The sequence below is a fragment of the Methylobacterium sp. NMS14P genome, assembly GCF_028583545.1.
Classification (GTDB): domain Bacteria; phylum Pseudomonadota; class Alphaproteobacteria; order Rhizobiales; family Beijerinckiaceae; genus Methylobacterium.
Genome location: NZ_CP087106.1, coordinates 972,625 through 995,041, shown reverse-complemented (window position 1 = coordinate 995,041; position 22,417 = coordinate 972,625). Strand labels below are relative to the sequence as shown.

The following is a 22,417-nucleotide window of genomic DNA, read 5'->3' as shown; positions in this document are numbered from 1 at the left end:
GCCTGCCCCAAGCGTGACATGAGCCTCGGTAAGCGTCTCCTCCGCAACCCGTCCGTGCAGCGCCTCCTCGGCCGACTGGCGGCGGCCTATCTGCGGCTCGTGCAGGTCACGAACCGCTTCGAGGTCCACGCGGCCGGGGTGGCCCCGGGCGGCGTGGATAGCTGGATGGACGCGCGGCTGCCGCTCATCGCCGGCATGTGGCACGGTCAGCACATCATGATGCCGTTCATGCGCCGGCCGGGCGATCGGGTCGCCACGATCATCTCCAAGAATCCGGACGGCAACATCAACACCATCGCGCTGGAGCACCTGGGCGTGCGCGTGATCCGGGCCTCCGGCGCCCGTGGACGGAGCCGGGCCAGCGACACCCGCGCCAAGGGCGGTGCCGAGGGGTTCCGGGCGATGCTGCGGGCTCTCAAGGCCGGCGAGTCGGTGGCCTTCAGCGCGGACGTGCCGAAGGTGTCGCGCCGGTGCGACGCCGGGATCCTGACGCTGGCGCGCTTCTCGGGGCGGCCGATCGTCCCCGCCGCCGTCGTGACGAGCCGGCACCTGCGCTTCAAGTCGTGGGACCGCGCCTGCCTCGGCCTGCCCTTCGGGCGCGGGGCAGTCGTGCTCGGGGATCCCGTCTACGTCGCGCGGGACTGCGAGGGTGAGGCGTTCGAGGCGCTTCGGCGCCACGTCGAGGCCGAGATGAACCGCGTCCACGCGCGCGCCTACGCGCTGGTCGGCCGCGCCGACCGGGCGGCGCTCTACCGCGAGGCGCCCGAGGTGGCGGCCTCCGCGCCGGTGGGAGACCTCGCGTGAGGCGCCCCTCCGTGACCCTGCCGCTGCAGGCCTACCGGGCCGGCCTGCGCATCGGCGAGCCGGCACTGACCGGCCTGCTCGCGTGGCGCGCGCAGCGCGGCAAGGAGGATCCGCGCCGGCTCCCGGAGCGGCGGGGCCTGCCGGGCCGGGCCCGGCCGGTCGGACCGCTCGCCTGGATGCACGGCGCGAGCGTGGGCGAGGCCCTGTCGCTGATCGGGCTCGTCGAGGGCATGATCGCCCGCGGCTTCTCGGTCCTCGTCACCACCGGCACGCGCGCGGCCGCCGAGCTGGTCGGCGTCCGGCTGCCCCCGGGCGCGGTGCATCAGTACATGCCCCTGGACGCGCCGCGCTGGGTCGGGCGATTCCTCGATCACTGGCAGCCGGACCTCGCGGTGATCGCCGAGTCGGAGATCTGGCCGAACACGATCCTGGCGCTCGACGAGCGCGAGATCCCGCTGATCCTGGTCAACGGGCGCATGTCGGAGCGCTCGTTCCGGGGCTGGGAGCGCTGCCCGCGCACCGCGAAGGCCCTCCTGGCGCGGATCGCGATCTGCCTCACGCAGACCCAGGAGGACGGCGAGCGCTTCGCCAAGCTCGGCGCGCCGCGGGTGAGCATCGCCGGCAACCTGAAATTCGACGCGTCGGTGCCGCCGGCCGACGCGCAGCAGCTCGCCTACCTGGGATCCATGGTGGCCGGCCGGCCGGTCTGGGTCGCGGCGAGCACGCATTCCGGCGAGGAGGCCATGGTCGCCTACGCGCACGCGATGCTGAAGGCGCAGTTTCCCCAGCTCCTGACCATCATCGCCCCGCGCCACCCGGCCCGGGGGGCCGAGGCCGTCGCCTGCGCGAACGCCGTTGGCCTGCGCAGCGCGCAACGGTCCACCGGCGGACGGCCCCATCCGTCGATCGAGGTCTACGTCGCCGACACGATCGGCGAGCTGGGCCTGTTCTACCGCCTCAGCCCCCTGGTGTTCCTCGGCGGTTCCCTGGTCCCGCGGGGCGGCCAGAACCCGATCGAGCCGCTGCGTCTCGAATCGGCGGTGCTGCACGGGCCGCACACCGAGAATTTCGGCGTGATCTACCAGGCCCTCGACCGCGCCGGCGGCGCCATGTCGGTGCGCGACGGCGTCGAGCTGGCGGCGGTCGCCGCCGAGCTCCTCGGTGACCGGGAGCGCCTCGCCGACATGGCCCGCGCCGGGCAGCGCGCCCTGGAGCCGTTCGAGGGGGCGGTGGCGCGCACGCTCGCGGTCCTCGACCCGTTCGTGGCGCAGATGAAGCTCCAGCGTCTCGACCGCGGCAGCCCCGCGCGCCCGCTCGCGCGGGCCTGATGCGGCCGCCGGCCTTCTGGGCCGCGGGGCCGGATCACCCGGCCGCGCGCGCGCTGGCGCCGGTCGGCGCGGCCTACGGGGCGCTCGCGGCGCGGCGGATGGACCGCCCCGGCGCGCGGGCCGGCTGCCCGGTCCTGTGCCTGGGCAACTTCACCCTCGGCGGTGCCGGCAAGACGCCGGCCGCACTGGCGGTGGCGGGCCTCGTCGCCGAACTCGGCGCCGCGCCGGCGTTCCTGTCGCGCGGATACGGCGGCCGGCTCGCGGGCCCGGTGCGGGTCGATCCCCAGCACCACGCCGCCGCCGAGGTTGGCGACGAGCCGCTGCTCCTCGCCCGCCTCGCGCCCGCGGTCGTCGCCCGCGACCGCCCGGCCGGGGCCGCCCTGTGCCGGAGCCTCGGCGCCGACGTCATCGTGATGGATGACGGCCTCCAGAACCCGAGCCTCGCGAAGGACCTCAGCCTCGCGGTGGTCGACGGCCCCGCCAGCCTCGGCAACGGCCTGCCGTTCCCGGCGGGGCCGCTGCGCGCGCCGCTCGCCCGGCAATGGCCGCATGTCGGCGGCGTGATCGTGATCGGCGACGGAGTTGGGGGCGACTCGGTCGTCCGGGCGGCCGCGCGGCGCGGCCTGCCCGTCCACAGGGCGCGCCTCGTCTCGGAGACGGACGATCTGGCCGGCCGCCGCTGCCTCGCCTTCGCGGGGATCGGCCGCCCGGAGAAGTTCTTCGCGACCCTGGCCGAGGCGGGCGCGGCGATCGTCGGGACACGCCCCTACCCCGACCATCATCCCTACCGGGCGCGCGAGCTGGCGGCGCTTGCCGAGGCGGCCAGGCGCCTCGACGCCGAGCTCGTCACCACCGAGAAGGACGCGGTGCGCCTGCCTCCGGCCTTCGCGGCGGGCGTGCGGGTGCTGCGCGTCCGCCTCGCGCTCGACGACGCGGACGCCCTGCGCCGACAGATCCGCGGCGCGCTCGGCGCGCCGTGACCGTCAGGGGCGGCTGGTTTCCTTGAGCCGCTTCAGGATCGCCTCGGGGGAGACGTAGGCCTCCTGGCGGGCGGCGCTCCAGTAGCGCAGCGCGTCGAGGGGTATCGGGTCGCCGGTCACCGCGCAGCGCACGAAGCTGCCGGGCTTGACGACCCGCATGGTGCCGTCGCCGTACTCGACGACCGCCTCGCCGTTGTTCGCGCGCTCGTAACGACCCAGCACGTCCGCCTCCTGCTCGATGGTGCCTTCTACACGATCCGCGCGCCCCGCGATGCCCGCAGGGCTCAGGTCAGCATCGACGGGATCTCATCCCGCGCCAGCATGGCCCGGGCCGCGGCCGCATCGACGTGCATCCGCTCGACGAGCGCCTCGGCGCTGGCGAACCGCTCCTCGCCGCGGATGTAGCCGACAACTTCGACGGCGATGTCCTGCCCGTAGAGATCGCCGGAGAAGTCGAACAGGTAGGTCTCCAGCAGCGGCGCGCCGTCGTCGAAGGTCGGGCGGCGCCCGTAGCTCGCCACGCCGTCGCGGAACGCCCCCGAGGCCAGGCGGACCCGCACCGCGTAGATGCCGTGCGCGAGCCCGCAGTCGGGCAGCATCATGTTGGCGGTGGGGAAGCCCAGCTGACGGCCGCGCTTGTCGCCGTGGCGGACCGCGCCGAGGACGAACCAGCGATAGCCGAGCAGCGCGTTGGCGCGGGCGACGTCGCCGGCCGCGAGGGCCGCGCGGATCGCGCTGGAGGAGACCGGCTCGGTCTCGCCGCCGAGGGCGACCGGCGCCACGACGCGGCAGCTCATCCCCGCCTCCCGGCACAGGTCGGCCAGGATAGCGGGCGTGCCCTCGCGGCCGCGGCCGAAGTGGAAATCGTGTCCGACGACCACGCCGGACAGGCCGAGGGACCCCTTCAGGAAGTCGAGCACGAAGGCGCGGGCGCCGGTCTCGGCCAGGGCCCCGTCGAAGCGGCGCACGATCAGCCCGTCGAGGCCGAGATGCGCGAACACGATCTCCTTCGCGGCGAGGCCGGTCAGCCGGAACATCGGCGCGTCGGGCGTGAAGTACGCCCGCGGGTGCGGCTCGAAGGTCAGGATCGCCGACGGCCGGCCGGCCGCGCGGGCGGCGGCGCGCACGCTGTCGACGAGCATCCGGTGCCCGAGATGGACGCCGTCGAAGTTGCCGATCGCCGCCACGGCCCCGGCCAGGGCCGGTGGGACGGGGGCGTCGGCGCGGCAGATCGTGAAGGGTCGCGCGGCCGTGTCGTCGCCTGGGGCCATCGGTTCGGGGTCGAGTGATCGGAAGGGTCGGATGGTGTCGCCTGACATGTCCGCGAGGGGCCCGACGCGGCCGGACCCTGCCGAAAGGCGCCCGGAGGGTCAAGCGACCCGCCGCCACCCGCGCGCCCGTCGCCGCGCCGCGGCGAGAGCGGCCATGCGCCGGCCGCGCCGATTAACGGCTTCGCAATGCGCATGCCCTATTTGAAATGCTGTGCCGCGCAGCTAAATTGCAGCGTTAGCGAAGCGTTAATCTATCCGGGAGCCGCCGCGGCTTCCCGCCGGGCAATACGGAGCAGTTGTTCGATGGCTCTCGACCTGAGCATGCCGATCCTCGTTGTCGACGATTACCAGACGATGGTCCGCATTATTCGCAATCTACTGAAGCAGCTCGGCTTCGAAGAGGTCGACGACGCTTCCGACGGGACCGAGGCGCTCGCGCGACTGAAGGGTCGCAAGTACGGGCTGGTCATCTCCGACTGGAACATGGAGCCGATGACCGGCTACGAGCTGCTCCGTCACGTGCGGGCCGACGAAAATCTTCGCACGACGCCGTTCATCATGGTGACGGCCGAATCGAAGACCGAGAACGTGATCGCGGCCAAGAAGGCCGGCGTGAACAACTACATCGTCAAGCCCTTCAACGCGGCCACGCTGAAGTCGAAGATCGAGGCGGTCTGCGGCAGCTGACCGGCCTCCCGTCTTCGACCACCGCGCGTCCGGACGGATCGCACCCGCGCCGCCCGACGCCGAGACGTGGCGTGGCCGGCCAGGACGGCCACAGATCCGAGGAGGAGAGCATGTCGTCAGCCGCCGCACGGCAGCCCGATCTGCGGCTTCGGGAGCCGCAGACCGTGATCTCCGAGCTGATCGAGATCGCGGATTACATCGCCCATCTCCGCGAGGAGATCGGGGCGCTGCGCGCGAACGAGATGAGCCGGGACCGGATTCCCATGGCGCACGAGGAGCTCGGCAGCGTCGTGGAGGCGACGGCCGGCGCCACCAACACGATCATGGAGGCCGCCGAGGCGATGCTCGGCCTGCCCGACGGGCCGGGCTATCGCGACGCGGTCGAGGAGCGCATCAACACGATCTTCGAGGCCTGCGCGTTCCAGGACATCACCGGCCAGCGGATCGCCAAGGTGGTCGAATCGCTGCGCCTGTTCGAGCAGCGCCTCGCCCGCTTCGTCGGCGCCGTGAAGGCCCGCGACGCGGCCTCCATGGATCCCGCCGAGCGCGCCCGGCGGACCCGGGCCGAGGATCTCATGCTGAACGGCCCGCAGGCCGTGGAGGCCATGCCCTCCCAGGACGACATCGACGCGCTGTTCGCCTGACGCGATCCGGGCCGGCGCAGGATCGAACGCCGGAGCGGCGGTCGACTTGGCGACGGTCGACTTGGTCGCGGCCGACCGGCTAGATCGCCTTCCGGACTCGACGCGATGCGGGGCGGACGGAGGTCGCGGCAGGGATGACGGCGCAGTTCTGGTCCGAGCTGACCACCGAAGATTTGGCCCGACGCGACATGGGCCGCGCGATCGCGGTTCTGCCGGTGGCCGCCACCGAGCAGCACGGTCCCCACCTGCCACTCGCTACCGACACCCTCATTGCTGAGGGCTACCTCGCCCGGGTGCGCGACGGCGTGCCGGCGGATCTCGACGTGCTGCTGCTGCCGGTCCAGCCGGTGGGCAAGTCCGACGAGCACGACGCGTTTCCCGGCACGCTCTCCCTGGAGACCGGGACGGCGCTGGCCGCCTGGACGGGGATCGGCGCAGCCGTCCACCGCGCCGGCTGCCGCAAGCTGGTGATCGTCACCAGCCACGGCGGCAACACCGCGCTCATCGATCTCGTGGCGGGCGAGCTGCGCGCCCGGTTCGGCATGGTCGCGGTCACGACGTCCTGGGCTCGGCTCGGCTATCCCGAAGGGCTGTTTCCGGCGGACGAGATCGCCCACGGCATCCATGCCGGCGGCATCGAGACGGCGCTGATGCTGGCCCTGCGGCCGGACCTCGTCCGGACCGACCGGGTCGCGGATTTCCCGCCGCGCACGCTGTCGATGATCCGCGCGTTCACCCACCTGCGCGCCGGCCGTCCCGCCGCCTTCGCGTGGAAGGCCGGCGACCTCCAGGCGTCGGGCGCCATGGGCGATGCCCGGCTCGGCACCGCCGAGGCCGGCCGCGCCGCCCTCGACCACGGCGCCCAGGCCTTCGTCGCCCTGCTGCGCGACGTCGACGCCTTCGAGCTCGCGCCGCCGGTGTAACCGCCGCCGCGCCGCCGCCGAAGGAGCCGGTACGCCGGGTCCGAACCGCCGGCGTGCGGGAGTTCCGGCCATGCGCCCTGCCCTCTTGATCGCCGCCGCCCTCCTGTGCGGCGGCCTCTATCCGGCCCACGCGGCGGAGCGCCCCATCGTCGTGGAGCTGTTCACCTCGCAGAGCTGCTCGTCGTGCCCGCCCGCGGAGGCGCTGATCGGCCGCCTCGCCCACGAGCCGGCGGGGACGCGGGGTGACGTCCTGCCGCTCGCGTTCCACGTGACCTACTGGAACCACCTCGACTGGCGCGATCCCTACGCGCTTCCGGCAGCCACCGCGCGCCAGGAGGCCTACGCGGCCCGCCTCGGCGGACCCACCTACACGCCGCAGGCGGTGATCGACGGGCAGGTCGGGCTGGTCGGTTCCGACGAGGCCGGCCTGCGCGCCGCGATCGCCCGCGCCCGGCAGGCCGGGCCCGGCATCCCCGTGACGCTGGCCCGCGACGGCGAGCAGGTCGTCGCGCAGATCGGGGAAGGGGCTGGGACCGGCGGCTCCGCGGGCCGCGTCCTGCTGGTCGGGTACGATCCGAGCCACACCACCCGCGTGCTGCGCGGCGAGAATGCCGGCCGCACCATCGAGCAGGCCAACATCGTCCGGTCGGTGCGCGACCTCGGGCGGTGGTCCGGCTCCGCCGCGACCTTCGCGTCGACGCGTCCCGAGGGCGAGGCGGCCGCTCTGCTGCTCCAGTCCGATGACGGGCGCATCCTCGGCGCCGCGCGCGTCGCCCCGGCCTCAGCCGGGGCGGTCCGGGAGGCCGTGCGATGATCCTCGCCGTCCCGGGCGGGATGCCCGCGCGCGGCTGGGTGCTGGCGTCGGGATCGGACCGTGGGGTAGACAGGCCGCGTGCCGGGGGACGGAACGACGGCGGAGCCCGGATGGCGCTCGAACAGGAACTGGCGACCCTGATGGCGGCGGCCCAGGGCGGCGACGCGGCCGCCTATCGCGCGTTGCTGAAGGCCTGTCTGCCCGTGGTCTCGGCGATCGCGCGGGCGCAGGGCGCGCGCGGCGAGGCGGTGGACGACGTGGTGCAGGACGCGCTGATGACCGTCCACCGGGCCCGGGCGAGCTACGATCCCGCCCGGCCGTTCCTGCCCTGGCTGCGCGCCATCACCCAGCGGCGGGCGATCGACCGGCTGCGCCGCGCCGGGCGGCGCCCGCGGGAGGTCAACGACCCGCTGGCCTACGAGGCGGAGGTCGATCCGGGGCCGGCCCCCGGCCACGGGCTGGAGGCGCGGGACCGGGCCGCCGCCCTGGCCAGGGCGGTGGCGGCCCTGCCCGACGGCCAGCGGCAGGCGGTGGAGCACCTGGGCCTGCGCGAGCTGTCGCTCGACGAGACCGCGGCCCTCACCGGCCGCAGCAAGGGGGCCCTCAAGGTGAACCTGCACCGGGCGCTGAAGGCGCTCCGAGCCAGCCTGACGCAGGAGCGGGAGTGATGCCCGGAGAGGGGAGCAACGGGACCGGCGGCGACCTGTCCCGCCACGAGCGGCTCGTCGAGGAGCTCGCGGGCGGCCTCGAACCCGTGCGGCCGCTGCCGGCCCCGGAGGCCCGCGCGGCCCTCTGGCTCGGCGCGACGCTGGTGGTCGGCGTCGTCCTCGCGGGCTGGATCGGGACCGGCGGCTTCATGCTGCGCATGCATGTGCCGGATCTGGCCCTGGCGGCGGTCGGCGCCGTGCTGACGGCGATCACGGCCGCCTACGCGGCCTTCGCCACGAGCGTGCCGGGACGGTCCGGCCGCTGGGGGCTGCTGCCGCTGCCGCCCCTCGCCCTGTGGGTCGGCGCGAGCGGGCTGGGCTGCCTACGCGACTGGATCGCGCCCGGGGTCGACATGCCCGGCGAGCACGCGATCACGGGCTGCTTCAGCTTCCTGATCTGCGTCTCGGTGCCGCTGTCCCTGCTGATCGTCGTGATGCTGCGGCGCGCCTGTCCGCTGCGGCCAAACCTCACGGCCGCCCTCGGGGGGCTGGCTGTGGCCGCGGCGGCGGCGGCGCTGCTGATGCCGGTTCACCCGCACGACGCCACCGCCACGGACCTGCTGTTCCACGCGGCGGCGGTCGCCATCGTCATCGCGGCGAACGGGTTGGCCGGCGGCCGGCTGCTCGGCCGGCACGCCGGGGCCGGCTAGCGTCGTTCCCGACCGGATTGGGACGGTGGCGATTGCCAAGCCCGTGGCGCACATGGCGCAGGTCCCCTCTCCCGTGCGGGAGAGGTCTGCTTTCGCAGAAAGCCGGGTGAGGGGTGCGCCCTAGCCGGAAGGACCTGATCCCTCACCCCAGCCCTCTCACGCACGGGAGAGGGGGCGTGGCGCGGCTGTCTCGACCGGAGTCGTCGTCCTTCCAAGTCCTTGCAGCACGATCGGGAACAGCTCTAGGGCGTACGGGTCGAGGCGAGGGTCTCGTCCAGTCGGCCGAGCGGGTCGGGGGCTTCCGGTGCGGTCGCTTCACACCGCGCCGGGATCGAGGCCCGGCCAGTCCACGATCCGGTCCGGCAACTCGTCCTCCGAGAATTCCTCCTCATTGCCGCTGAGCCGGCCGCGGACCGAGATGCCCGCCTCGTGCACGCTCGCGGCCCGGCCGGAGACCAGGGGGTGCCACGGGTAGAGCGGCTGCCCGTCGCGCACGAGCCGGTACGCGCAGGTCGGCGGCAGCCACGCGATCGACCGCACGGCGTCCGGCGTCAGGCGCACGCAGTCGGGCACGCGCTTCTGTCGCCGGGCGTAGTCGCGGCACCGGCAAGTCAGGCCGTCGAGCAGGGTGCAGCCGATATCGGTGTGGTGGACCTCGCCGGTATCCTCGTCCTCGAGTTTCATCAGGCAGCACCGGCCGCAGCCGTCGCACAGGCTCTCCCACTCGGACGGGGTCATGGCTTCGAGCGTCTTGGTCCGCCAGAACGGCTCGACCGCCCCGCGGCGCGGCGCCTCGGGCTTGGGCATCGGAAAAGTCTCTCGGATGGGAAGCCGCCTCTCTGCCCGAGCCGGGGCACCGCTGCAAGCGTGGCCGCCGACGGCCTCCGTGCGACCGGATCGCGCCTCCGCGCGTTACGCCCAAGCTCGTCCGCGGCGGATCGCGAGACTGCGCAGAGCCTCGCCGCCGGTTCCGGATCCTGCTATGGACGTCGGATGCCGTGCGGTGGCGCCGGCGCAGGGTTCGTGTCCGCGGCGCGGGCGCCCGACCATCCGCCGCCAGGATCCGCCGCAGAGGCGCTCGACAAGCCGGGTTCGACATCGTGCGCCTGCCGACGTTCACCGAGATCAAGGTCCGCCTCGAACGCGCCGCCCTCGCCTTCGACGCCTGGGTCAACGCGAGCCTGTACGACGGCGGCCAGTCGACCGGTCAGGCCTACGAGCGCTTCCAGCGCGTCATGGGCCGCTTCGCGGTGCGCGGCTGGAAGCGCGCCGCCCTCGACCTGACGAGCGAGGGCGTCACCATCGGGACCGGCGGCGCTATCCTGATGCTCGCCCTGGCGCAGCCCGCCTTCCAGCTCACCAGCGAGAACTGGCTGAAGCAGCAGGACCTCGCCGTCACCTTCCTCGACCGCTACGGCACCGAGGTCGGACGCCGCGGCATCAAGCACGACGACTCGCTGAAGCTCGACGACTTCCCCGACATCATGATCAAGGCGCTGGTCTCCACGGAGGACCGGCGCTTCTACGAGCACTGGGGCATCGACCCGATCGGCACGCTGCGGGCGCTGGTGAACAACTCCCGCGGCGGCAGCGGCACGCAGGGCGGGTCCTCGATCACCCAGCAGCTCGCCAAGAACCTGTTCCTGACGAACGAGCGCTCCCTGGAGCGGAAGGTCAACGAGGCGTTCCTGGCCCTGTGGCTCGAGAGCCATCTCACCAAGAACGAGATCCTGAAGCTCTACCTCGACCGCGCCTACATGGGCGGCGGAACCTTCGGCGCGGTGGCGGCGGCGGATTACTATTTCGGCAAGCCGCTCAAGGACATCAGCCTCGCCGAGGCCGCCATGCTGGCGGGCCTGTTCAAGGCGCCGACCAAGTACGCCCCGCACGTCAACCTGCCGGCGGCGCGCGCGCGGGCGGCGGACGTGCTCCACAACATGGTGGAGGCGGGCTTCGTCACCGAGGGCCAGATCCAGACGGCGCTCCGCAACCCGGCGACGCCGGTGACCCGCACTCGCGACATCACCGCCGACTACTACCTCGACTGGGCCTTCGGCGAGATCAAGGCGATGGCCGACGCGGGCAAGCTGCGCAACGACCGCGTGCTGACCGTGAAGACGCCGCTGGACCTCGCGATCCAGAAGCGGGCCGACGAGGCGGTGGCCGACATCCTGCGCAAATCCGGCGACGCCTACGACGTGGACGAGGCCGCCATGGTGATCCTCGATCCCGACGGGGCGCTGCGCGCCATGGTGGGCGGCGCCGATTACGGCGAGAGCCAGTTCAACCGCGCCACCGACGCGCTGCGGCAGCCCGGATCCTCGTTCAAGCCCTACGTCTACTCGGCCGCGCTCGCCTCCGGGCTGTTCAAGCCCGACACGACGGTGGTCGACAGCCCCGTCTGCATCGGCAACTGGTGCCCGCAGAATTACGGCCGCTCCTATGCCGGCCGGGTGCCGATGTGGCTCGCGGTGGCGAAGTCGATCAACACGATCCCGATCAAGATCTCGATCGCGCTGGGCAAGGCGATGGGGATCTCCCACGAGGCCAAGGCCGCCAAGGCGGGCCGCGCGAAGATCACGGAACTCGCCCACAAGATGGGCATCACCTCGAACCTGATCGACACGGTCTCGATGCCGATCGGCTCGGACGAGGTGACGGTCATCGACCAGGCGGCGGGCTACGCGGTGTTCGCCAACGGCGGCTTCCGCGCCAAGCCCTACGCGGCCATCGAGGTGAAGAACTCGTCCGGCGAGGTGATCTACCGCCACGCCGACGAGGCGCCCGAGCGGGTCCTCTCGCCCCAGGTCGTGGCGGACATGAACTTCATGCTCAACAAGGTGGTCGAGGAGGGCACCGGCAAGCGGGCGCAGCTCGAGGGCGTGAAGGTGGCCGGCAAGTCCGGCACGACGAACGCCTACCGGGACGCGTGGTTCGTCGGCTACACCGGCAATTACGTCGGCGCCGTCTGGTTCGGCAACGACGACCACACCTCGACCAACAAGCTGACCGGCGGCTCCCTCCCGGCCCAGCTCTGGCACGACGTGATGGAGCCGGCCCACCAGGGCATCGAGATCAAGGGCCTGCCCGGCCTGAAGGAGAGCCCGCGCGCCGCCCAGCAGCAGGCCTCCGGCGGCCCGACCGCGCCGACCGATCCCAATGCCAGCGCCTACGGCAAGCTCTCGCGCCGCTCCTTCGAGGTGATCAGCGGCCTGAACGGCCTGTTCCGCACCGTCGAGCGCGCGCCCGGCTCGGCCGCGGACGCGCCCGCCGGCGCCGGAGACGCGCCGAAGACCGGCCGGAAGCCGGGCGACCGGGCGGCGGCGCCGCCGTCGGGTCAGCTGCGCGAGGTTGCCGAGGGCGCTCGCCCGGTCGGCGGCTTCACCGAGGTGCGGTGAGCGCATGAAGCTCACGATCCCCGACGCGTTCGGCCGGACCTCCGCGTTCGCCGGCGCCCCGCGCCGCGGCGCGGTGCGCTTCGTCCTGCGTCTCTGGCGCAAGAGTTCTGTCGCCGGCCTCGCCGCCTACACCCTGGCGCTGGGCGCCGTCCTCGGCCTCGCCAGCGCCGACTGGGCCACGAGCGGCGGCTACCCGTTCGGCGGCGTTCAGGTCGGCGCCTGGACCGCGTGGCCGCGCGCCGGCGCGGCGAATGCCGATCCCTACACCCGCGCCGTCAACGCGCGCCGCGGCGAGATCCCCCTGGCGGTCGGTGAGGGCCTGCTGCTGACGGCGGCGGTCGACGATTCCGGGCAGGCGCTCGACGCCACCTGCACGTACCAGATCGGCGGCGCGACGCCGCCCGCCCGCGCCTGGACCGTCACGGTGGCCGGGCGCGGACCGCGCGAACCCGGCCGCGCGCCGCTGCGCGAGGGCTTCACCTCCACGGAGGTGCTGCGCACGGCCGACGGGCGGTTCACCATCACGCTCGCGCCGGATGTCCAGCCGGGCAACTGGCTCCCGAGCCCGCGGGCGAGCGGGCCGGTCCGCCTCGCCCTGCGCCTGTACGACACGCCGGCCGCCGCCAGCGTCGGGTCCCTCGACCGGACTTCCGTGCCGGCCATCACCCGGGTGGGATGCGCCCCGTGAGCCTGCGCTTCGTCTACGCCACGCTGATCGGCCTCGTGCTCGCCGGGATCGTCCACATCGCGGCGGTCCTGGCGATCCCCGCCCTGTCGGAGACCGACGCCGTCTCGCGCGCCCGCACCAGCGAGAACCTGGACCATCCGCAATCGATCTACGCGGTCGCGACCGGTGACGACCCCTCCCCGCCCGAGGCGTGGCTGCCGATCCCAGATCCGGCGGTCGCTGTGGGCGTCTGCGCCTACAACCTCGCGGACGGACCCATGCGCGTCTCGGCCCGCACCGGGCCGCTGTCCCTGTCGCTCGCCGCGCATGCCCGCCGCGGGGCCTTCTACGCGGTGACCGATCAGGCCGCGGTTCGCGGGGCCCTCGACCTCGTGATCCTGACCCGCGCCCAGTACGACGAGGCGCTGGCCGACGACGACGAGAACGATCCGAGCCGCGACGTGCGCATCGTCGCGCCCGACGCGCGCGGCTTCGTGGTGGTGCGGGTGATCGCCGGTCTCCCGAGCCAGCGGCCCGCCGCCAACGCCGCCGTCCAGGCCGTCTCCTGCACCACCGACACGCCGACGGACGATTCGTCGGCGGGCAAGGACGCGTCCGGCAAGGATGCGTCGGGAAAGGGAGCGGGACGTTGAGGGAGGACGCCGTACCGGTTCGCCGCGTCGGTCGGCCGATGCCGGCCCTCCGCGGACCCGCGGTCTCCCGGGTGGCGGAGCCCGCCGCGCCGTCGCGATGACCGCGCCCGCCGCGACGGCGCCGTCCCTGGCCGCCGGGATCGCGCCGTCCGCCCTCGATCTGATCGGCAACACGCCGCTCGTGGCCCTCGACCGCGTCCATCCCGGTCCCGGCCGCATCCTCGCGAAGGCCGAGTTCGTGCAGCCCGGCGGCAGCGTCAAGGATCGGGCCGCCCGCGCCATCCTGATGGCCGCGCGCGCGGACGGGCGCCTGGCCGCGGGGGCGCCCGTCGTGGAGATGACCAGCGGCAACATGGGCGCGGGCCTCGCGGTGGCCTGCGCGGCGCTGGGGCACCCGCTCGTGGTCACCATGTCGGCTGGGAACAGTCCCCAGCGCGCGCGGATGCTCGAGGCGCTCGGGGCGGAGGTCGTGCGGGTGCCCCAGGTGGACGGGGTTCCGGGACAGGTCACCGGAGCCGACGTGCGGGCGGCCGCGGACGCGGCGGAGCGCGTCGCGACCGAGCGGAGCGGCTACTACGTCGACCAGTTCCGCGCGCCGGAGGGCCTGCGCGCGCATCGCGAGACGACCGGACCGGAGATCTGGGCGCAAACGTCCGGCCGGGTCGATGCCTGGGTGGCGGCCGTGGGCACGGGCGCGACCTTCCTCGGGGTGGCCGCGGCCCTGCGCGCGCGCAACCCGCGCCTGATCTGCGCCGCGGTCGAGCCGGCGGGCTGTCAGCCCCTCGGCGGAGTGCCGGTCACGAAGCACCGGCACCTCATCCAGGGCACCGGCTACGGCAGCGTCCCGCCGCACTGGACGGCCGGCCTGATGGACCTGTCCATCCCGGTGACCGACGCGGCGGTCGAGCAGTGGCGGCGGGTCCTGGCGACGCGGGAGGGCCTGCACGTCGGCTACTCGGCGGCGGCCAACGTCGCGGCGACGGTCGCGCTGCTGTCGTCCGGGCGTCTCCCCCGCGACGCCACTGCCGTGACCGTCCTCTGCGACACCGGGCTGAAGTACTAGGGCCGGCCGAGGCCGGCTTCCGGCCACGCGCGACCCTCCTCCTGGGTCGGCCTCGGCCGCTCAGTATTTGACCACCAACGGCTCCGCCCGCGCGACCGGTGGCGGGGGCGGCAGCGGAACCGGCCCGAGGCCGCACCGGGCCGCGGCGTCCGGCGGGAGAAGCGGGTCGAGCAGGTTGCGGCGCGCGGCCAGCATCAGGATGGACCGCTCGGCCGAGACCGATTCCGGCGCCGGCGCCGCGGCGAACAGGTGCTCCAGGGCGAACCGGTAGCGGGCGAGCCGCAGGCCGGCCTCGAAGCGCACCCAGGCGATCAGGCAGCGGTTCTCGGCGACCCGCTGGACGGCATCCCGCACGGCCGCGTCGTCGAGGGTCTTGGCGAAGGGCAGGCTGCGCAGCCGCGCGGCATCCGCGTCGATGACGCGGGCGGCGAGCGCCACGAAGAGCGGGATCAGCCGGGCATCGGCGGTCGCGTCGTCGCTGAGCTTCCGGTAACGGGAGACCGGTGAGCGGGACGGCTCCCCCGTCAGGATCTCGTAATAGGCGCCGACCTCCTCGTAGCGCCACGTCGGCGGGAGCGCGTGGGCGCTGGCGAGGCCGAACACCGTGTCCTGGAAGGCCGTGAAGCTGCTGGCAGGCTCGACGAACCGCCACGCGCGGTCGCGCAGGGCCTGCTCGTCGTCGGTCAGGCCGGATTCGAGCAGGAGGCGCCCGCGATCCCGGGTGCTGAAGCTGCCCGTCGTGTCGATGAGCCCGTTCCAGACCCCCGTGCGCTGCCGGCCGAAATCGCCGCTCTGGGTGCAGGCCGCGAGCACGGCCAGCGCGGCGCCGGCGGGGGCGAGGCGCAGCGCGGTGCGGGCGCGGCCGAGCGGCCGGCGATCCGGGGCTGTCATGGGAGAACCGTGGGTGGTATCGCGCGGCCGGGAGACATGCGCGGGGACGTCCTCAGGACGCGAGGCGCTCGTAGCGCACGCCGAGGAACAGGAGGATCTCGCCGCGCCGCTCGCCGGAGCGCGGGATCCGGCAGGTCCGCCGCGCCTCCGCGCCCGGGAACGGGATCAGGGTCGCGGACGCGGCCGGGGCAGCGCGGCGCGTCGGATCGGCGGCGAGCTTCGACGAACGGGTCTCGCCGGTCTCCAGCGGCTTGAAAAGGGTCATGGTCTCCGGCTCCTGTCGGCGGTCCGAGCATCTGGCCCGGGCCCTTCGGAGGGCGTCGGCAAGGGCTACCGAAACAATCCAGCACGACGTGGTTAACGGAGTCTTTCCGCGCCTCGGCCCGCGCCTCGGCCGGGAATGGGGGTTCCTCCGGGAGTTGGCGCGTGAATTGCGAGGCTGTCGGCGCCCATGGCGGGCGTTTCCTCCCTTCGACTTGAGGCCCTGTCCGATCCCGGACGGGGCCTTCTTATGTGCGCCCGGTCCTGTCGGGCTGCGGCGCTGTGCGACCCGCGCGCCACACCGCGGCGAAGCGTGGCCGCGACGTTCCCGCGCGGAACCCGTCGGGACCCTCGGCGCTTGCCTACCGCCCGGCCGGACCGATATGCCGGACACGGGCGATGGCGGGACCGCCGCGTCGGTTCTCCGCCCGATCGAGATTGAGGACACCGCTGAATGCGACTGGTTCCGGAACGATCCCTGCGCGCCTCCCGCCGCCGCGGCTTGGCCACTGCGGCGCTGGCGCTGTTCGCGCTGACCGCCGGGCCCGCCTACGCCCAACGGGAGGACCAGGGCCTGCAGCTCGGCTGCGCGAACGACTATTTCCGCCTCTGCGCGGGCGTCGATCCGAACAGCCAGGACGCGGATCGCTGCATGATGCGCAACCGCAAGCGCCTGTCCCCCGAATGCCGGTCCGCGATCGGCGACTACGACAAGCGTACGGGCAGCAAGTCCCTGTCCGACGATTGAGACGGGACCCGGTCGAGTTGCCCGCGATTGGCGAGGGGCGTTTGGTATGAGCCTGACCGTCGCGGTCCAGATGGACCCGATCCAGAATATCCGGATCGCGGGTGACACCACCTTCGCCCTGCTGCTGGAGGCCCAGCGGCGGGGGCACGCGCTCGTCTACTACACGCCGGACCGGCTCTCGATGCAGGGCCGGCGCGTCACGGCCCGCGTCGAGCGGCTGAGAGTGCAGGACGTCGAGGGCGCGCATTTCACCCTGGCGGCGCCGGAACGGCTCGACCTCGCCGAGGCCGACGTGGTGCTGATGCGCCAGGATCCGCCCTTCGACATGGCCTACATCACGGCCACCCACATGCTCGAGCGGATCCATCCGGAGACCCTCGTGGTCAACGATCCCTTCGAGGTGCGCAACGCGCCCGAGAAGCTGTTCGTCCTCGACTTTCCCGAGCTGATGCCGCCGACCCTGATCAGCCGCGACAGGGCGGAGATCGAGGCTTTCCGGCTGGAGCACGGGACCGTGGCGATGAAGCCGCTGCACGGGCACGGCGGCGCGGCCGTGTTCAAGGTCACCGAGAAGGACCCGAATTTCGGCTCGATGTTCGACCTGTTCGCCACCACCTTCCGGGAGGCCTGGGTCGTGCAGCGCTACCTCGACCGGGTCACGGAGGGCGACAAGCGCATCATCCTGGTCGACGGCGTCCCGATGGGGGCGGTCAACCGCGTCCCGGCCGCGAACGATATCCGCTCCAACATGGTCCGTGGCGGCGCCGCCTCCGCCTCCGAGCTGACCGACCGCGAGCGCGAGATCTGCGCCACGATCGGCCCGAAACTGGCGCGGCGGGGCCTGATCCTGGTGGGCATCGACGTGATCGACGGGCACCTCACCGAGATCAACGTCACCTCCCCCACCGGCATCCGGGCGATCCAGCGGCTCGGCGGGCCCGACCTGTCGGTCGCCGTCTGGGACGCGATCGAGGCCCGGGTCGCGGCCCGCAAGGGCGTCTGACGGCGCGCCCTCTCACGTCTCGGCGCGCGGGGTCGCGCTGAGTTCGGCCCAGTCGAATTCCTCCTCCAGCAGGTAGTAGGCGTCGTCGCCGATCCGGCCCTGGCGGCGCAGGGCGAGCACCGCGTCGCGGGCGGCCTCGACGGCGCGCCGCCGCGCGGCATCCGCCGGCAGGCTCTCCGGCGCCAGACCCTCGTCGTGCGCCTCGGCCTCCGCGAGGGCCGCGCGGAACTCGGCGCGCAGGGCATCGGTCGCCGGCTCGTTCTCGGCGTCCGCGAGGCTCTCCAGGGCGGCCTCGTAGGCCGCCGCCCGGGCCCAGCCGGTCTCGCGGCCCACCGGGTCGTCGTCCTCCAGCCGCAGGTGGGCGAGCAGCGGCCGCAGGGTCAGGCCCTGGATGATCAGGGTGCCGAGCACCGTGACGAAGGCGGTGACCACCACGAGATCCCGGTGCGGGAACTCGGCGGGCAGCGCCAGGGCGGCCGCCACGGTGACGATCCCGCGCATCCCCGCCCACGACAGGGCGATCCCCGGGCCCAGCCGCGCCGGGGCTCCGGCCTGCCGGAGGCCGAACCCGCGGATCCCGGTGGTCGGCAGCACCCAGGCGAGGCGGGTCAGCACCACGGTGGCGAAGGTCGCGCCCGCGAGGAGCAGGGCCTGCCACGCATCCGCGCCGCTCAGCCGTTCCCGGATCGGGTCGATCTGGATGCCGATCAGCACGAAGGCCAGCACGTTGAGCACGAACACCGCCGTGTCCCAGACCGCGTAGGAGATCACCCGGGCGCGGGGCGCGGTGACGCCGGGAGCCCGGCGGGCGACCGTCACCGCGAAGGTCACGATGGTCAGGACCCCGGACAGCTCCAGCCGCTCCGCGGCGAGCCAGATCCCGAAGGCGGCGACGAACTGCAACACGATCGCGGTCGCCGGATCGGTCACGCGCCGGGTCAAGGCCACGAACATCAGGCCGAGGCAGGGGCCGACGATGAGGCTCGCCACGACGCCCAGGAGGAAGGCCGGCGCCACCTCCGCCGGGTGGAAGGTGCCCGCCATCGCGGCCGTCACGCCGAGCCGGTAGATCAGCAGCGAGGCCGCGTCGTTGAGCAGGCTCTCGCCGCGCAGGATCGTGGCGAGCCGGTGCGGCATCGGCGCGTGCTTGAGCACCGCCAGCGCCGCCACGGCGTCGGGCGGCGCGACCACGGCGCCGAGCACGATGCAGGCGGAGAGCGGCATGTCCGGCACGACGAGCCGCGCCACGACCGCGACCGCGACGGTCGTCACCGCGACGGCCCCGACCGCGAGCCCCAACACCGGGCGCCAGTTCTCCTTCAGGTCCCGCACGGAGGCGTCGAACCCGGCATCGAGCAGGACCGGGGCCAGGAACAGGGCGAGCGCCAGTTCGGGATCGAGCCGCAGGTTCGGGACGCCGGGAACGAAGGCGAGGCCGACGCCGCCCAGCGCCAGGAAGGCGGGATACGGCGCACCGAGCCGGCGCGCGACGCCGGCCAGGAGGACGGCGCCGAACAGGACGCCGACGACCCACTCGAAAATCAACATGCTGCTGAAAGAGGCGGAGCCCCGGGACCGTTCCGGGTGCCACCGTCGCAGGCCGGCTCAGTACTGCACGGTCGCGCGCAGGCCGAGCACCGCCGCGTTGCGCAGCCGGCGGCCGTCCGGACCGGCGATGCCGGCGCCGGGCCGGATGACGTACTGCGCGTCGGGCTGCACCGTGAAGCCCGGCACCACCACCGCCTGATAGGTCGCCTCGATCACCGCCTCGGCGCGGCGGCGCGGCATCGGCTGGCCCGTGTAGAGGATCGTGTCCCGGTCGGCCCGCTGCGCATCGTCGCCGATGCGGGCGTAGGCGAAGCTGAGGCCGATCGTGTCGTCGTCGCGCCCGTCGAGCAGTCCCTTGTAGGCGAGGCCGGTGTCCACGTAGGCGTCGATCAGGCTGGAGCGGGTGGGCGACCACGCGGCGCGCACGAAGAAGCCCAGGCCCTCGTCGTCCTTGCCGGATTCCCTGTAGAGGGTCTGGTCGTAGATCGCGTAGAGGCCGGCATTGCCGCGTACCGGCCGGCCGATCCCGGTGGCGTTCGGGTCGGCGAGCGGCACGCCGGTGATGTCGAAGCGCAGGCTGTCGAACCGGCCGAAATGCTGCCAGCCGCCCAGGGTGACGTCGCCCGGCAGGCCCCTGGAGCCGGGAGCGATGTTGTACGCGTAGGTCGCCTCGGCGATGATCAGGGCCGGATCGCGCAGGCGGAAATTCGTGCCCGTGCGGTCGAGGCGCTGCGCCTCCGGATCCCGACCGGGGCGGTTCGCGCCGGCCGGATCGCCGTCGTAGAGCCCCACCTGCAGGGAGAAGCCGTTGCCCGGCGCGTACTTGGCCCGGATCGCCGGCGCCGCGAGCGGGTAGGCCGGGCCGCCGCTCGGCAGGTCGAGCCCGGTGATGGCCGGCCAGCCGAAGGTGGAGTTCACGAACAGGGTCGCGGTCTGGCTGACGAAGAACTCGGTATCGGCGGCCTGCTGGCCGATCCGGATCCCGAGCTGGCCGTCCATCAGGCTCTGGTCGAACCAGAGCACGTAGAGCCGCGTCGACGGCAGCGCCTCGATGACGCTCGTGGTCAGCAGGTTGCCGACGTAGTAGCGCGACAGGCCGGTGCCGTGGATGAAGTAGGCGTTGGCGTGGACCGTCGCCCCCTGCCAGCCCGCGAGCCGGTCGAGGTCGAGGTTGAGGCGCAGGTTGAGGCGGTCCTCGACGATCGCGCCCTGCCGCAGGCCGCCGACCGGGTTGCCGAGCACGTCGACGATGTAGGTCAGGCTGTACTGGATGCCCCGCTCCTTCAGGACGGGGCGGATCCCCAGCGGATCGCCGAGCGGGCCGAGATAGGGCTCGACCGAGCGGACGTAGCCGCCGGAGGCCTGGCTGGTGGTTTCCGGCTGGGAGACCGAGACGCGCGGATCGGCGCCGGCACCCTCGAAGACCGTGGGCGCGTGCTGCTGGGCCGCGGCGGGCGCGACCAGTAGGCCCAGCCCGAGCGCGAGACCGGACGCGCGCGCGCGGGTGCCGCCGCGGCGCCCGGTGCTGCGGTTTGCGACACGCGCTTCGCCGGTGATCGGACGGATCGGCACTCCACGCTCCGCCGCTTCGGCAAACGGTCCCGGCACGGGAACAGCATAGCACGGCGCAGTGGCTGTCCACGCCCGGCCTTTGCAGGATGCACAGGCTCGCCTAACCCTGCGGCCGGTACACCACAGGACCGTCGATGCCCGAGACTCCCGTCTTCACGTCCGCCGCCGTCGCCGCGCCCCACAGCCTCGCCGCCCAGGCCGGCCAGACCGTCCTGGCGCAGGGCGGCAACGCCATCGAGGCGATGGTGGCGATGGCCGCCTCCATCGCGGTGGTCTACCCGCACATGAACGGCATCGGCGGCGACGGATTCTGGCTGGTGCGCGAGCGTGGTGGCCGGGTGCGCGGCATCGAGGCCTGCGGTCCGACCGGGCGCCTCGCCACGATCCCGCGCTACCGCGAGAAGGGCTACGACGCGATCCCCGCCCGCGGCCCCGACGCGATGGTGACGGTCGCGGGCGCGGTGGGCGGCTGGCGCCTCGCCCTCGAGCTGGCGCGGGCGCTCGGCGGCCGCCTCCCGCTGGAGACCCTGCTCGCCGACGCGATCGCGCAGGCGCGGACCGGCGTCCCGGTCTCGCCGTCGGAGGCGCGCTACGTGCCCCAGGAACTCGACACGCTCCACGACGCCCCGAACTTCGCGCGGACGTTCCTGAACGAGGGGAAGCCGTTCCCGGCCGGCGAGACCCGGAGCCTGCCGCTGCTCGCCGCCACCCTGGAGCAGCTCGCCCATGCCGGCCTCGGCGACTTCTACCGCGGCGACATCGGCCGGGAGATCGCCGCCGACCTGGAGCGCCTCGGCGCGCCGGTCACCCGGGCGGATCTGGAATCCTTCGCGGCGGTCGAGCGGGCGCCCCTGTCGATCCGCCGCCGCGACGCGACGCTGTACAACTTCCCGCCGCCGACCCAGGGGCTCGCCGCGCTCCTGATCCTCGGGATCTTCGACCGCCTGAACATCGCCGAGCCCGAGAGCACCGCGCAGTATCACGGGCTGATCGAGGCGACGAAGCGGGCCTTCGCGATCCGCGACCGGGTGGTCACCGATTTCGCCCGCCTGCGGCACGACCCGGCCGCCTTCCTCACGCCGGACCGGCTCGCCCGCGAGGCCGCACTCGTCGACATGGGCCGCGCCGCCCGGGTGCCCCTGCCCGATCCGGGTCACGGCGACACGGTCTGGATGGGGGCGATCGACAAGGACGGCCTCGCCGTCTCCTACATCCAGTCGGTCTACTGGGAGTACGGCTCCGGGACGGTCCTGCCCGCCACCGGCATCTGCTGGCAGAACCGGGGCATGTCGTTCTCCCTCGACCCGAAGGCCGTGAACCCCCTGGAGCCGGGTCGGCGCCCGTTCCACACGCTGATCCCGGCGCTCGCCGCCTTCGACGACGGGCGGGTGATGAGCTACGGCAGCATGGGCGGCGACGGCCAGCCGCAGTTCCAGGCCCAGATCTTCTCCCGCTACGCCGATTACGGGATGTCGGTGGCGGACGCGGTCGACGCGCCGCGCCTGCTCTACGGGCGCACCTGGGGGGCGCCCTCGCTCAGCGTGAAGGTCGAGGAGCGGTTCGATCCGGCCTGCATCGCGGCCCTCGGCCGCCTCGGCCACGAGATCGAGGAGCTCGGCGGCCCCTACATCGACTCGCTCGGCCATGCCGGCATGCTGGTCCGCCATCCCCGGAACGGGCGGATCGAGGCGACCCACGACCCGCGCTCGGACGGCGGCGCGCTGGGCCTCTGATAACGTTTCCGGTCGACCTCTTCGGCGGCTGTCACGCCCTTCGTCATCACGAGCGAAGCGAAGTGACCCAGG

General features: G+C 73.5%; 23 protein-coding genes. 16 read left to right on the top strand and 7 right to left on the bottom strand.

Going from position 1 to position 22,417, the window contains the following annotated elements:
* Positions 1–18 precede the first annotated feature (18 nt).
* Genes LOK46_RS04715 through lpxK form a run of 3 tightly spaced genes read left to right on the top strand, consistent with a single transcriptional unit; the run spans position 19 to position 3,112 of the window.
* Positions 19–804 (top strand): lysophospholipid acyltransferase family protein, encoded by a 786-nt coding sequence (locus tag LOK46_RS04715; RefSeq protein WP_273562716.1) that lies wholly within the window; start codon positions 19–21, stop codon positions 802–804.
* Entirely contained in the window at positions 801–2,132 is a 1,332-nt protein-coding gene (locus tag LOK46_RS04710; protein ID WP_273562715.1) for a 3-deoxy-D-manno-octulosonic acid transferase, read from the top strand. The genes LOK46_RS04715 and LOK46_RS04710 overlap by 4 nt, the downstream gene beginning before the upstream one ends.
* Positions 2,132–3,112 (top strand): tetraacyldisaccharide 4'-kinase, encoded by a 981-nt coding sequence (gene lpxK / locus LOK46_RS04705; protein WP_273562714.1) that lies wholly within the window; start codon positions 2,132–2,134, stop codon positions 3,110–3,112. The genes LOK46_RS04710 and lpxK overlap by 1 nt, the downstream gene beginning before the upstream one ends.
* A gap of 3 nt (positions 3,113–3,115) precedes the next feature.
* Here lpxK and LOK46_RS04700 read toward each other — a convergent pair whose 3' ends face one another.
* Entirely contained in the window at positions 3,116–3,334 is a 219-nt protein-coding gene (locus LOK46_RS04700; protein ID WP_273562713.1) for a DUF2093 domain-containing protein, read from the bottom strand.
* 62 nt (positions 3,335–3,396) lie between these two features.
* A complete protein-coding gene (locus tag LOK46_RS04695; protein ID WP_273562712.1) occupies positions 3,397–4,383 on the bottom strand; it encodes a bifunctional riboflavin kinase/FAD synthetase in 987 nt (328 codons plus the stop codon).
* A 303-nt stretch (positions 4,384–4,686) separates the two neighbouring features.
* On the opposite strand from LOK46_RS04695, the gene LOK46_RS04690 reads away from it, so the two are divergent.
* From LOK46_RS04690 to LOK46_RS04665, 6 genes are all read left to right on the top strand, one after another.
* Positions 4,687–5,070 (top strand): response regulator, encoded by a 384-nt coding sequence (locus tag LOK46_RS04690; protein ID WP_012317888.1) that lies wholly within the window; start codon positions 4,687–4,689, stop codon positions 5,068–5,070.
* 110 nt (positions 5,071–5,180) lie between these two features.
* Positions 5,181–5,714: a protein phosphatase CheZ gene (locus LOK46_RS04685; protein WP_273562711.1), complete on the top strand. Its 534-nt coding sequence runs from the start codon at positions 5,181–5,183 to the stop codon at positions 5,712–5,714.
* Positions 5,715–5,848: 134 nt separating this feature from the next.
* A complete protein-coding gene (locus LOK46_RS04680) occupies positions 5,849–6,637 on the top strand; it encodes a creatininase family protein (protein ID WP_273562710.1) in 789 nt (262 codons plus the stop codon).
* A gap of 70 nt (positions 6,638–6,707) precedes the next feature.
* Positions 6,708–7,451: a DUF1223 domain-containing protein gene (locus tag LOK46_RS04675; RefSeq protein WP_273562709.1), complete on the top strand. Its 744-nt coding sequence runs from the start codon at positions 6,708–6,710 to the stop codon at positions 7,449–7,451.
* Between the two features lie 110 nt (positions 7,452–7,561).
* Positions 7,562–8,119, top strand: coding sequence for an RNA polymerase sigma factor (locus tag LOK46_RS04670; protein WP_273562708.1), 558 nt, complete (start codon positions 7,562–7,564; stop codon positions 8,117–8,119).
* Positions 8,119–8,808: an NrsF family protein gene (locus LOK46_RS04665; RefSeq protein WP_273562707.1), complete on the top strand. Its 690-nt coding sequence runs from the start codon at positions 8,119–8,121 to the stop codon at positions 8,806–8,808. The genes LOK46_RS04670 and LOK46_RS04665 overlap by 1 nt, the downstream gene beginning before the upstream one ends.
* Before the next feature lie 315 nt (positions 8,809–9,123).
* Here LOK46_RS04665 and LOK46_RS04660 read toward each other — a convergent pair whose 3' ends face one another.
* A complete protein-coding gene (locus LOK46_RS04660; protein ID WP_273562706.1) occupies positions 9,124–9,615 on the bottom strand; it encodes a YcgN family cysteine cluster protein in 492 nt (163 codons plus the stop codon).
* Positions 9,616–9,908: 293 nt separating this feature from the next.
* Between LOK46_RS04660 and LOK46_RS04655 the strand changes: the two genes are divergently transcribed.
* From LOK46_RS04655 to LOK46_RS04640, 4 genes are all read left to right on the top strand, one after another.
* On the top strand, positions 9,909–12,206 hold the full coding sequence (locus LOK46_RS04655) for a transglycosylase domain-containing protein (protein ID WP_273562705.1): 2,298 nt from the start codon (positions 9,909–9,911) through the stop codon (positions 12,204–12,206).
* A gap of 4 nt (positions 12,207–12,210) precedes the next feature.
* Positions 12,211–12,894 carry a DUF1214 domain-containing protein gene (locus LOK46_RS04650; RefSeq protein WP_273562704.1) on the top strand — a complete coding sequence of 228 codons (684 nt, stop codon included), beginning with the start codon at positions 12,211–12,213 and terminating at the stop codon, positions 12,892–12,894.
* Positions 12,882–13,526, top strand: coding sequence for a DUF1254 domain-containing protein (locus LOK46_RS04645; RefSeq protein WP_273562703.1), 645 nt, complete (start codon positions 12,882–12,884; stop codon positions 13,524–13,526). Before LOK46_RS04650 ends, LOK46_RS04645 begins: the two co-directional genes overlap by 13 nt.
* Before the next feature lie 97 nt (positions 13,527–13,623).
* Positions 13,624–14,589: a PLP-dependent cysteine synthase family protein gene (locus tag LOK46_RS04640; RefSeq protein WP_273562702.1), complete on the top strand. Its 966-nt coding sequence runs from the start codon at positions 13,624–13,626 to the stop codon at positions 14,587–14,589.
* A 60-nt stretch (positions 14,590–14,649) separates the two neighbouring features.
* Here LOK46_RS04640 and LOK46_RS04635 read toward each other — a convergent pair whose 3' ends face one another.
* Together LOK46_RS04635 and LOK46_RS04630 are read right to left on the bottom strand one after the other, a co-directional pair.
* Positions 14,650–15,480, bottom strand: a complete 831-nt coding sequence (locus LOK46_RS04635; RefSeq protein ID WP_273562701.1) for a hypothetical protein — start codon at positions 15,478–15,480, stop codon at positions 14,650–14,652.
* 52 nt (positions 15,481–15,532) lie between these two features.
* Positions 15,533–15,745: a hypothetical protein gene (locus tag LOK46_RS04630; RefSeq protein ID WP_273562700.1), complete on the bottom strand. Its 213-nt coding sequence runs from the start codon at positions 15,743–15,745 to the stop codon at positions 15,533–15,535.
* 450 nt (positions 15,746–16,195) lie between these two features.
* On the opposite strand from LOK46_RS04630, the gene LOK46_RS04625 reads away from it, so the two are divergent.
* Entirely contained in the window at positions 16,196–16,489 is a 294-nt protein-coding gene (locus LOK46_RS04625) for a hypothetical protein (protein WP_024830920.1), read from the top strand.
* Positions 16,490–16,535: 46 nt separating this feature from the next.
* Positions 16,536–17,492, top strand: coding sequence for a glutathione synthase (gshB, locus tag LOK46_RS04620; protein ID WP_273562699.1), 957 nt, complete (start codon positions 16,536–16,538; stop codon positions 17,490–17,492).
* Positions 17,493–17,504: 12 nt separating this feature from the next.
* Here gshB and LOK46_RS04615 read toward each other — a convergent pair whose 3' ends face one another.
* Both LOK46_RS04615 and LOK46_RS04610 read right to left on the bottom strand, forming a co-directional pair.
* Positions 17,505–19,040, bottom strand: a complete 1,536-nt coding sequence (locus LOK46_RS04615) for a cation:proton antiporter (protein ID WP_273562698.1) — start codon at positions 19,038–19,040, stop codon at positions 17,505–17,507.
* Between the two features lie 57 nt (positions 19,041–19,097).
* Entirely contained in the window at positions 19,098–20,513 is a 1,416-nt protein-coding gene (locus tag LOK46_RS04610) for a carbohydrate porin (RefSeq protein WP_273564537.1), read from the bottom strand.
* A gap of 233 nt (positions 20,514–20,746) precedes the next feature.
* On the opposite strand from LOK46_RS04610, the gene LOK46_RS04605 reads away from it, so the two are divergent.
* Positions 20,747–22,345: a gamma-glutamyltransferase family protein gene (locus LOK46_RS04605; RefSeq protein WP_273562697.1), complete on the top strand. Its 1,599-nt coding sequence runs from the start codon at positions 20,747–20,749 to the stop codon at positions 22,343–22,345.
* Positions 22,346–22,417: the final 72 nt, after the last annotated feature.

Coding starts and splice junctions, on each gene's coding strand:
- LOK46_RS04645 (WP_273562703.1), top strand. CDS start 12,882: ATGCGCCCCGTGAGCCTGCGCTTCGTCTACGCCACGCTGATCGGCCTC.
- LOK46_RS04650 (WP_273562704.1), top strand. CDS start 12,211: ATGAAGCTCACGATCCCCGACGCGTTCGGCCGGACCTCCGCGTTCGCC.
- LOK46_RS04670 (WP_273562708.1), top strand. CDS start 7,562: ATGGCGCTCGAACAGGAACTGGCGACCCTGATGGCGGCGGCCCAGGGC.
- LOK46_RS04635 (WP_273562701.1), bottom strand. CDS start 15,480: ATGACAGCCCCGGATCGCCGGCCGCTCGGCCGCGCCCGCACCGCGCTG.
- LOK46_RS04615 (WP_273562698.1), bottom strand. CDS start 19,040: ATGTTGATTTTCGAGTGGGTCGTCGGCGTCCTGTTCGGCGCCGTCCTC.
- LOK46_RS04715 (WP_273562716.1), top strand. CDS start 19: ATGAGCCTCGGTAAGCGTCTCCTCCGCAACCCGTCCGTGCAGCGCCTC.
- LOK46_RS04680 (WP_273562710.1), top strand. CDS start 5,849: ATGACGGCGCAGTTCTGGTCCGAGCTGACCACCGAAGATTTGGCCCGA.
- LOK46_RS04630 (WP_273562700.1), bottom strand. CDS start 15,745: ATGACCCTTTTCAAGCCGCTGGAGACCGGCGAGACCCGTTCGTCGAAG.
- LOK46_RS04625 (WP_024830920.1), top strand. CDS start 16,196: ATGCGACTGGTTCCGGAACGATCCCTGCGCGCCTCCCGCCGCCGCGGC.
- LOK46_RS04605 (WP_273562697.1), top strand. CDS start 20,747: ATGCCCGAGACTCCCGTCTTCACGTCCGCCGCCGTCGCCGCGCCCCAC.
- LOK46_RS04665 (WP_273562707.1), top strand. CDS start 8,119: ATGCCCGGAGAGGGGAGCAACGGGACCGGCGGCGACCTGTCCCGCCAC.
- LOK46_RS04675 (WP_273562709.1), top strand. CDS start 6,708: ATGCGCCCTGCCCTCTTGATCGCCGCCGCCCTCCTGTGCGGCGGCCTC.
- LOK46_RS04690 (WP_012317888.1), top strand. CDS start 4,687: ATGGCTCTCGACCTGAGCATGCCGATCCTCGTTGTCGACGATTACCAG.
- LOK46_RS04660 (WP_273562706.1), bottom strand. CDS start 9,615: ATGCCCAAGCCCGAGGCGCCGCGCCGCGGGGCGGTCGAGCCGTTCTGG.
- lpxK (WP_273562714.1), top strand. CDS start 2,132: ATGCGGCCGCCGGCCTTCTGGGCCGCGGGGCCGGATCACCCGGCCGCG.
- LOK46_RS04685 (WP_273562711.1), top strand. CDS start 5,181: ATGTCGTCAGCCGCCGCACGGCAGCCCGATCTGCGGCTTCGGGAGCCG.
- LOK46_RS04695 (WP_273562712.1), bottom strand. CDS start 4,383: ATGGCCCCAGGCGACGACACGGCCGCGCGACCCTTCACGATCTGCCGC.
- gshB (WP_273562699.1), top strand. CDS start 16,536: ATGAGCCTGACCGTCGCGGTCCAGATGGACCCGATCCAGAATATCCGG.
- LOK46_RS04640 (WP_273562702.1), top strand. CDS start 13,624: ATGACCGCGCCCGCCGCGACGGCGCCGTCCCTGGCCGCCGGGATCGCG.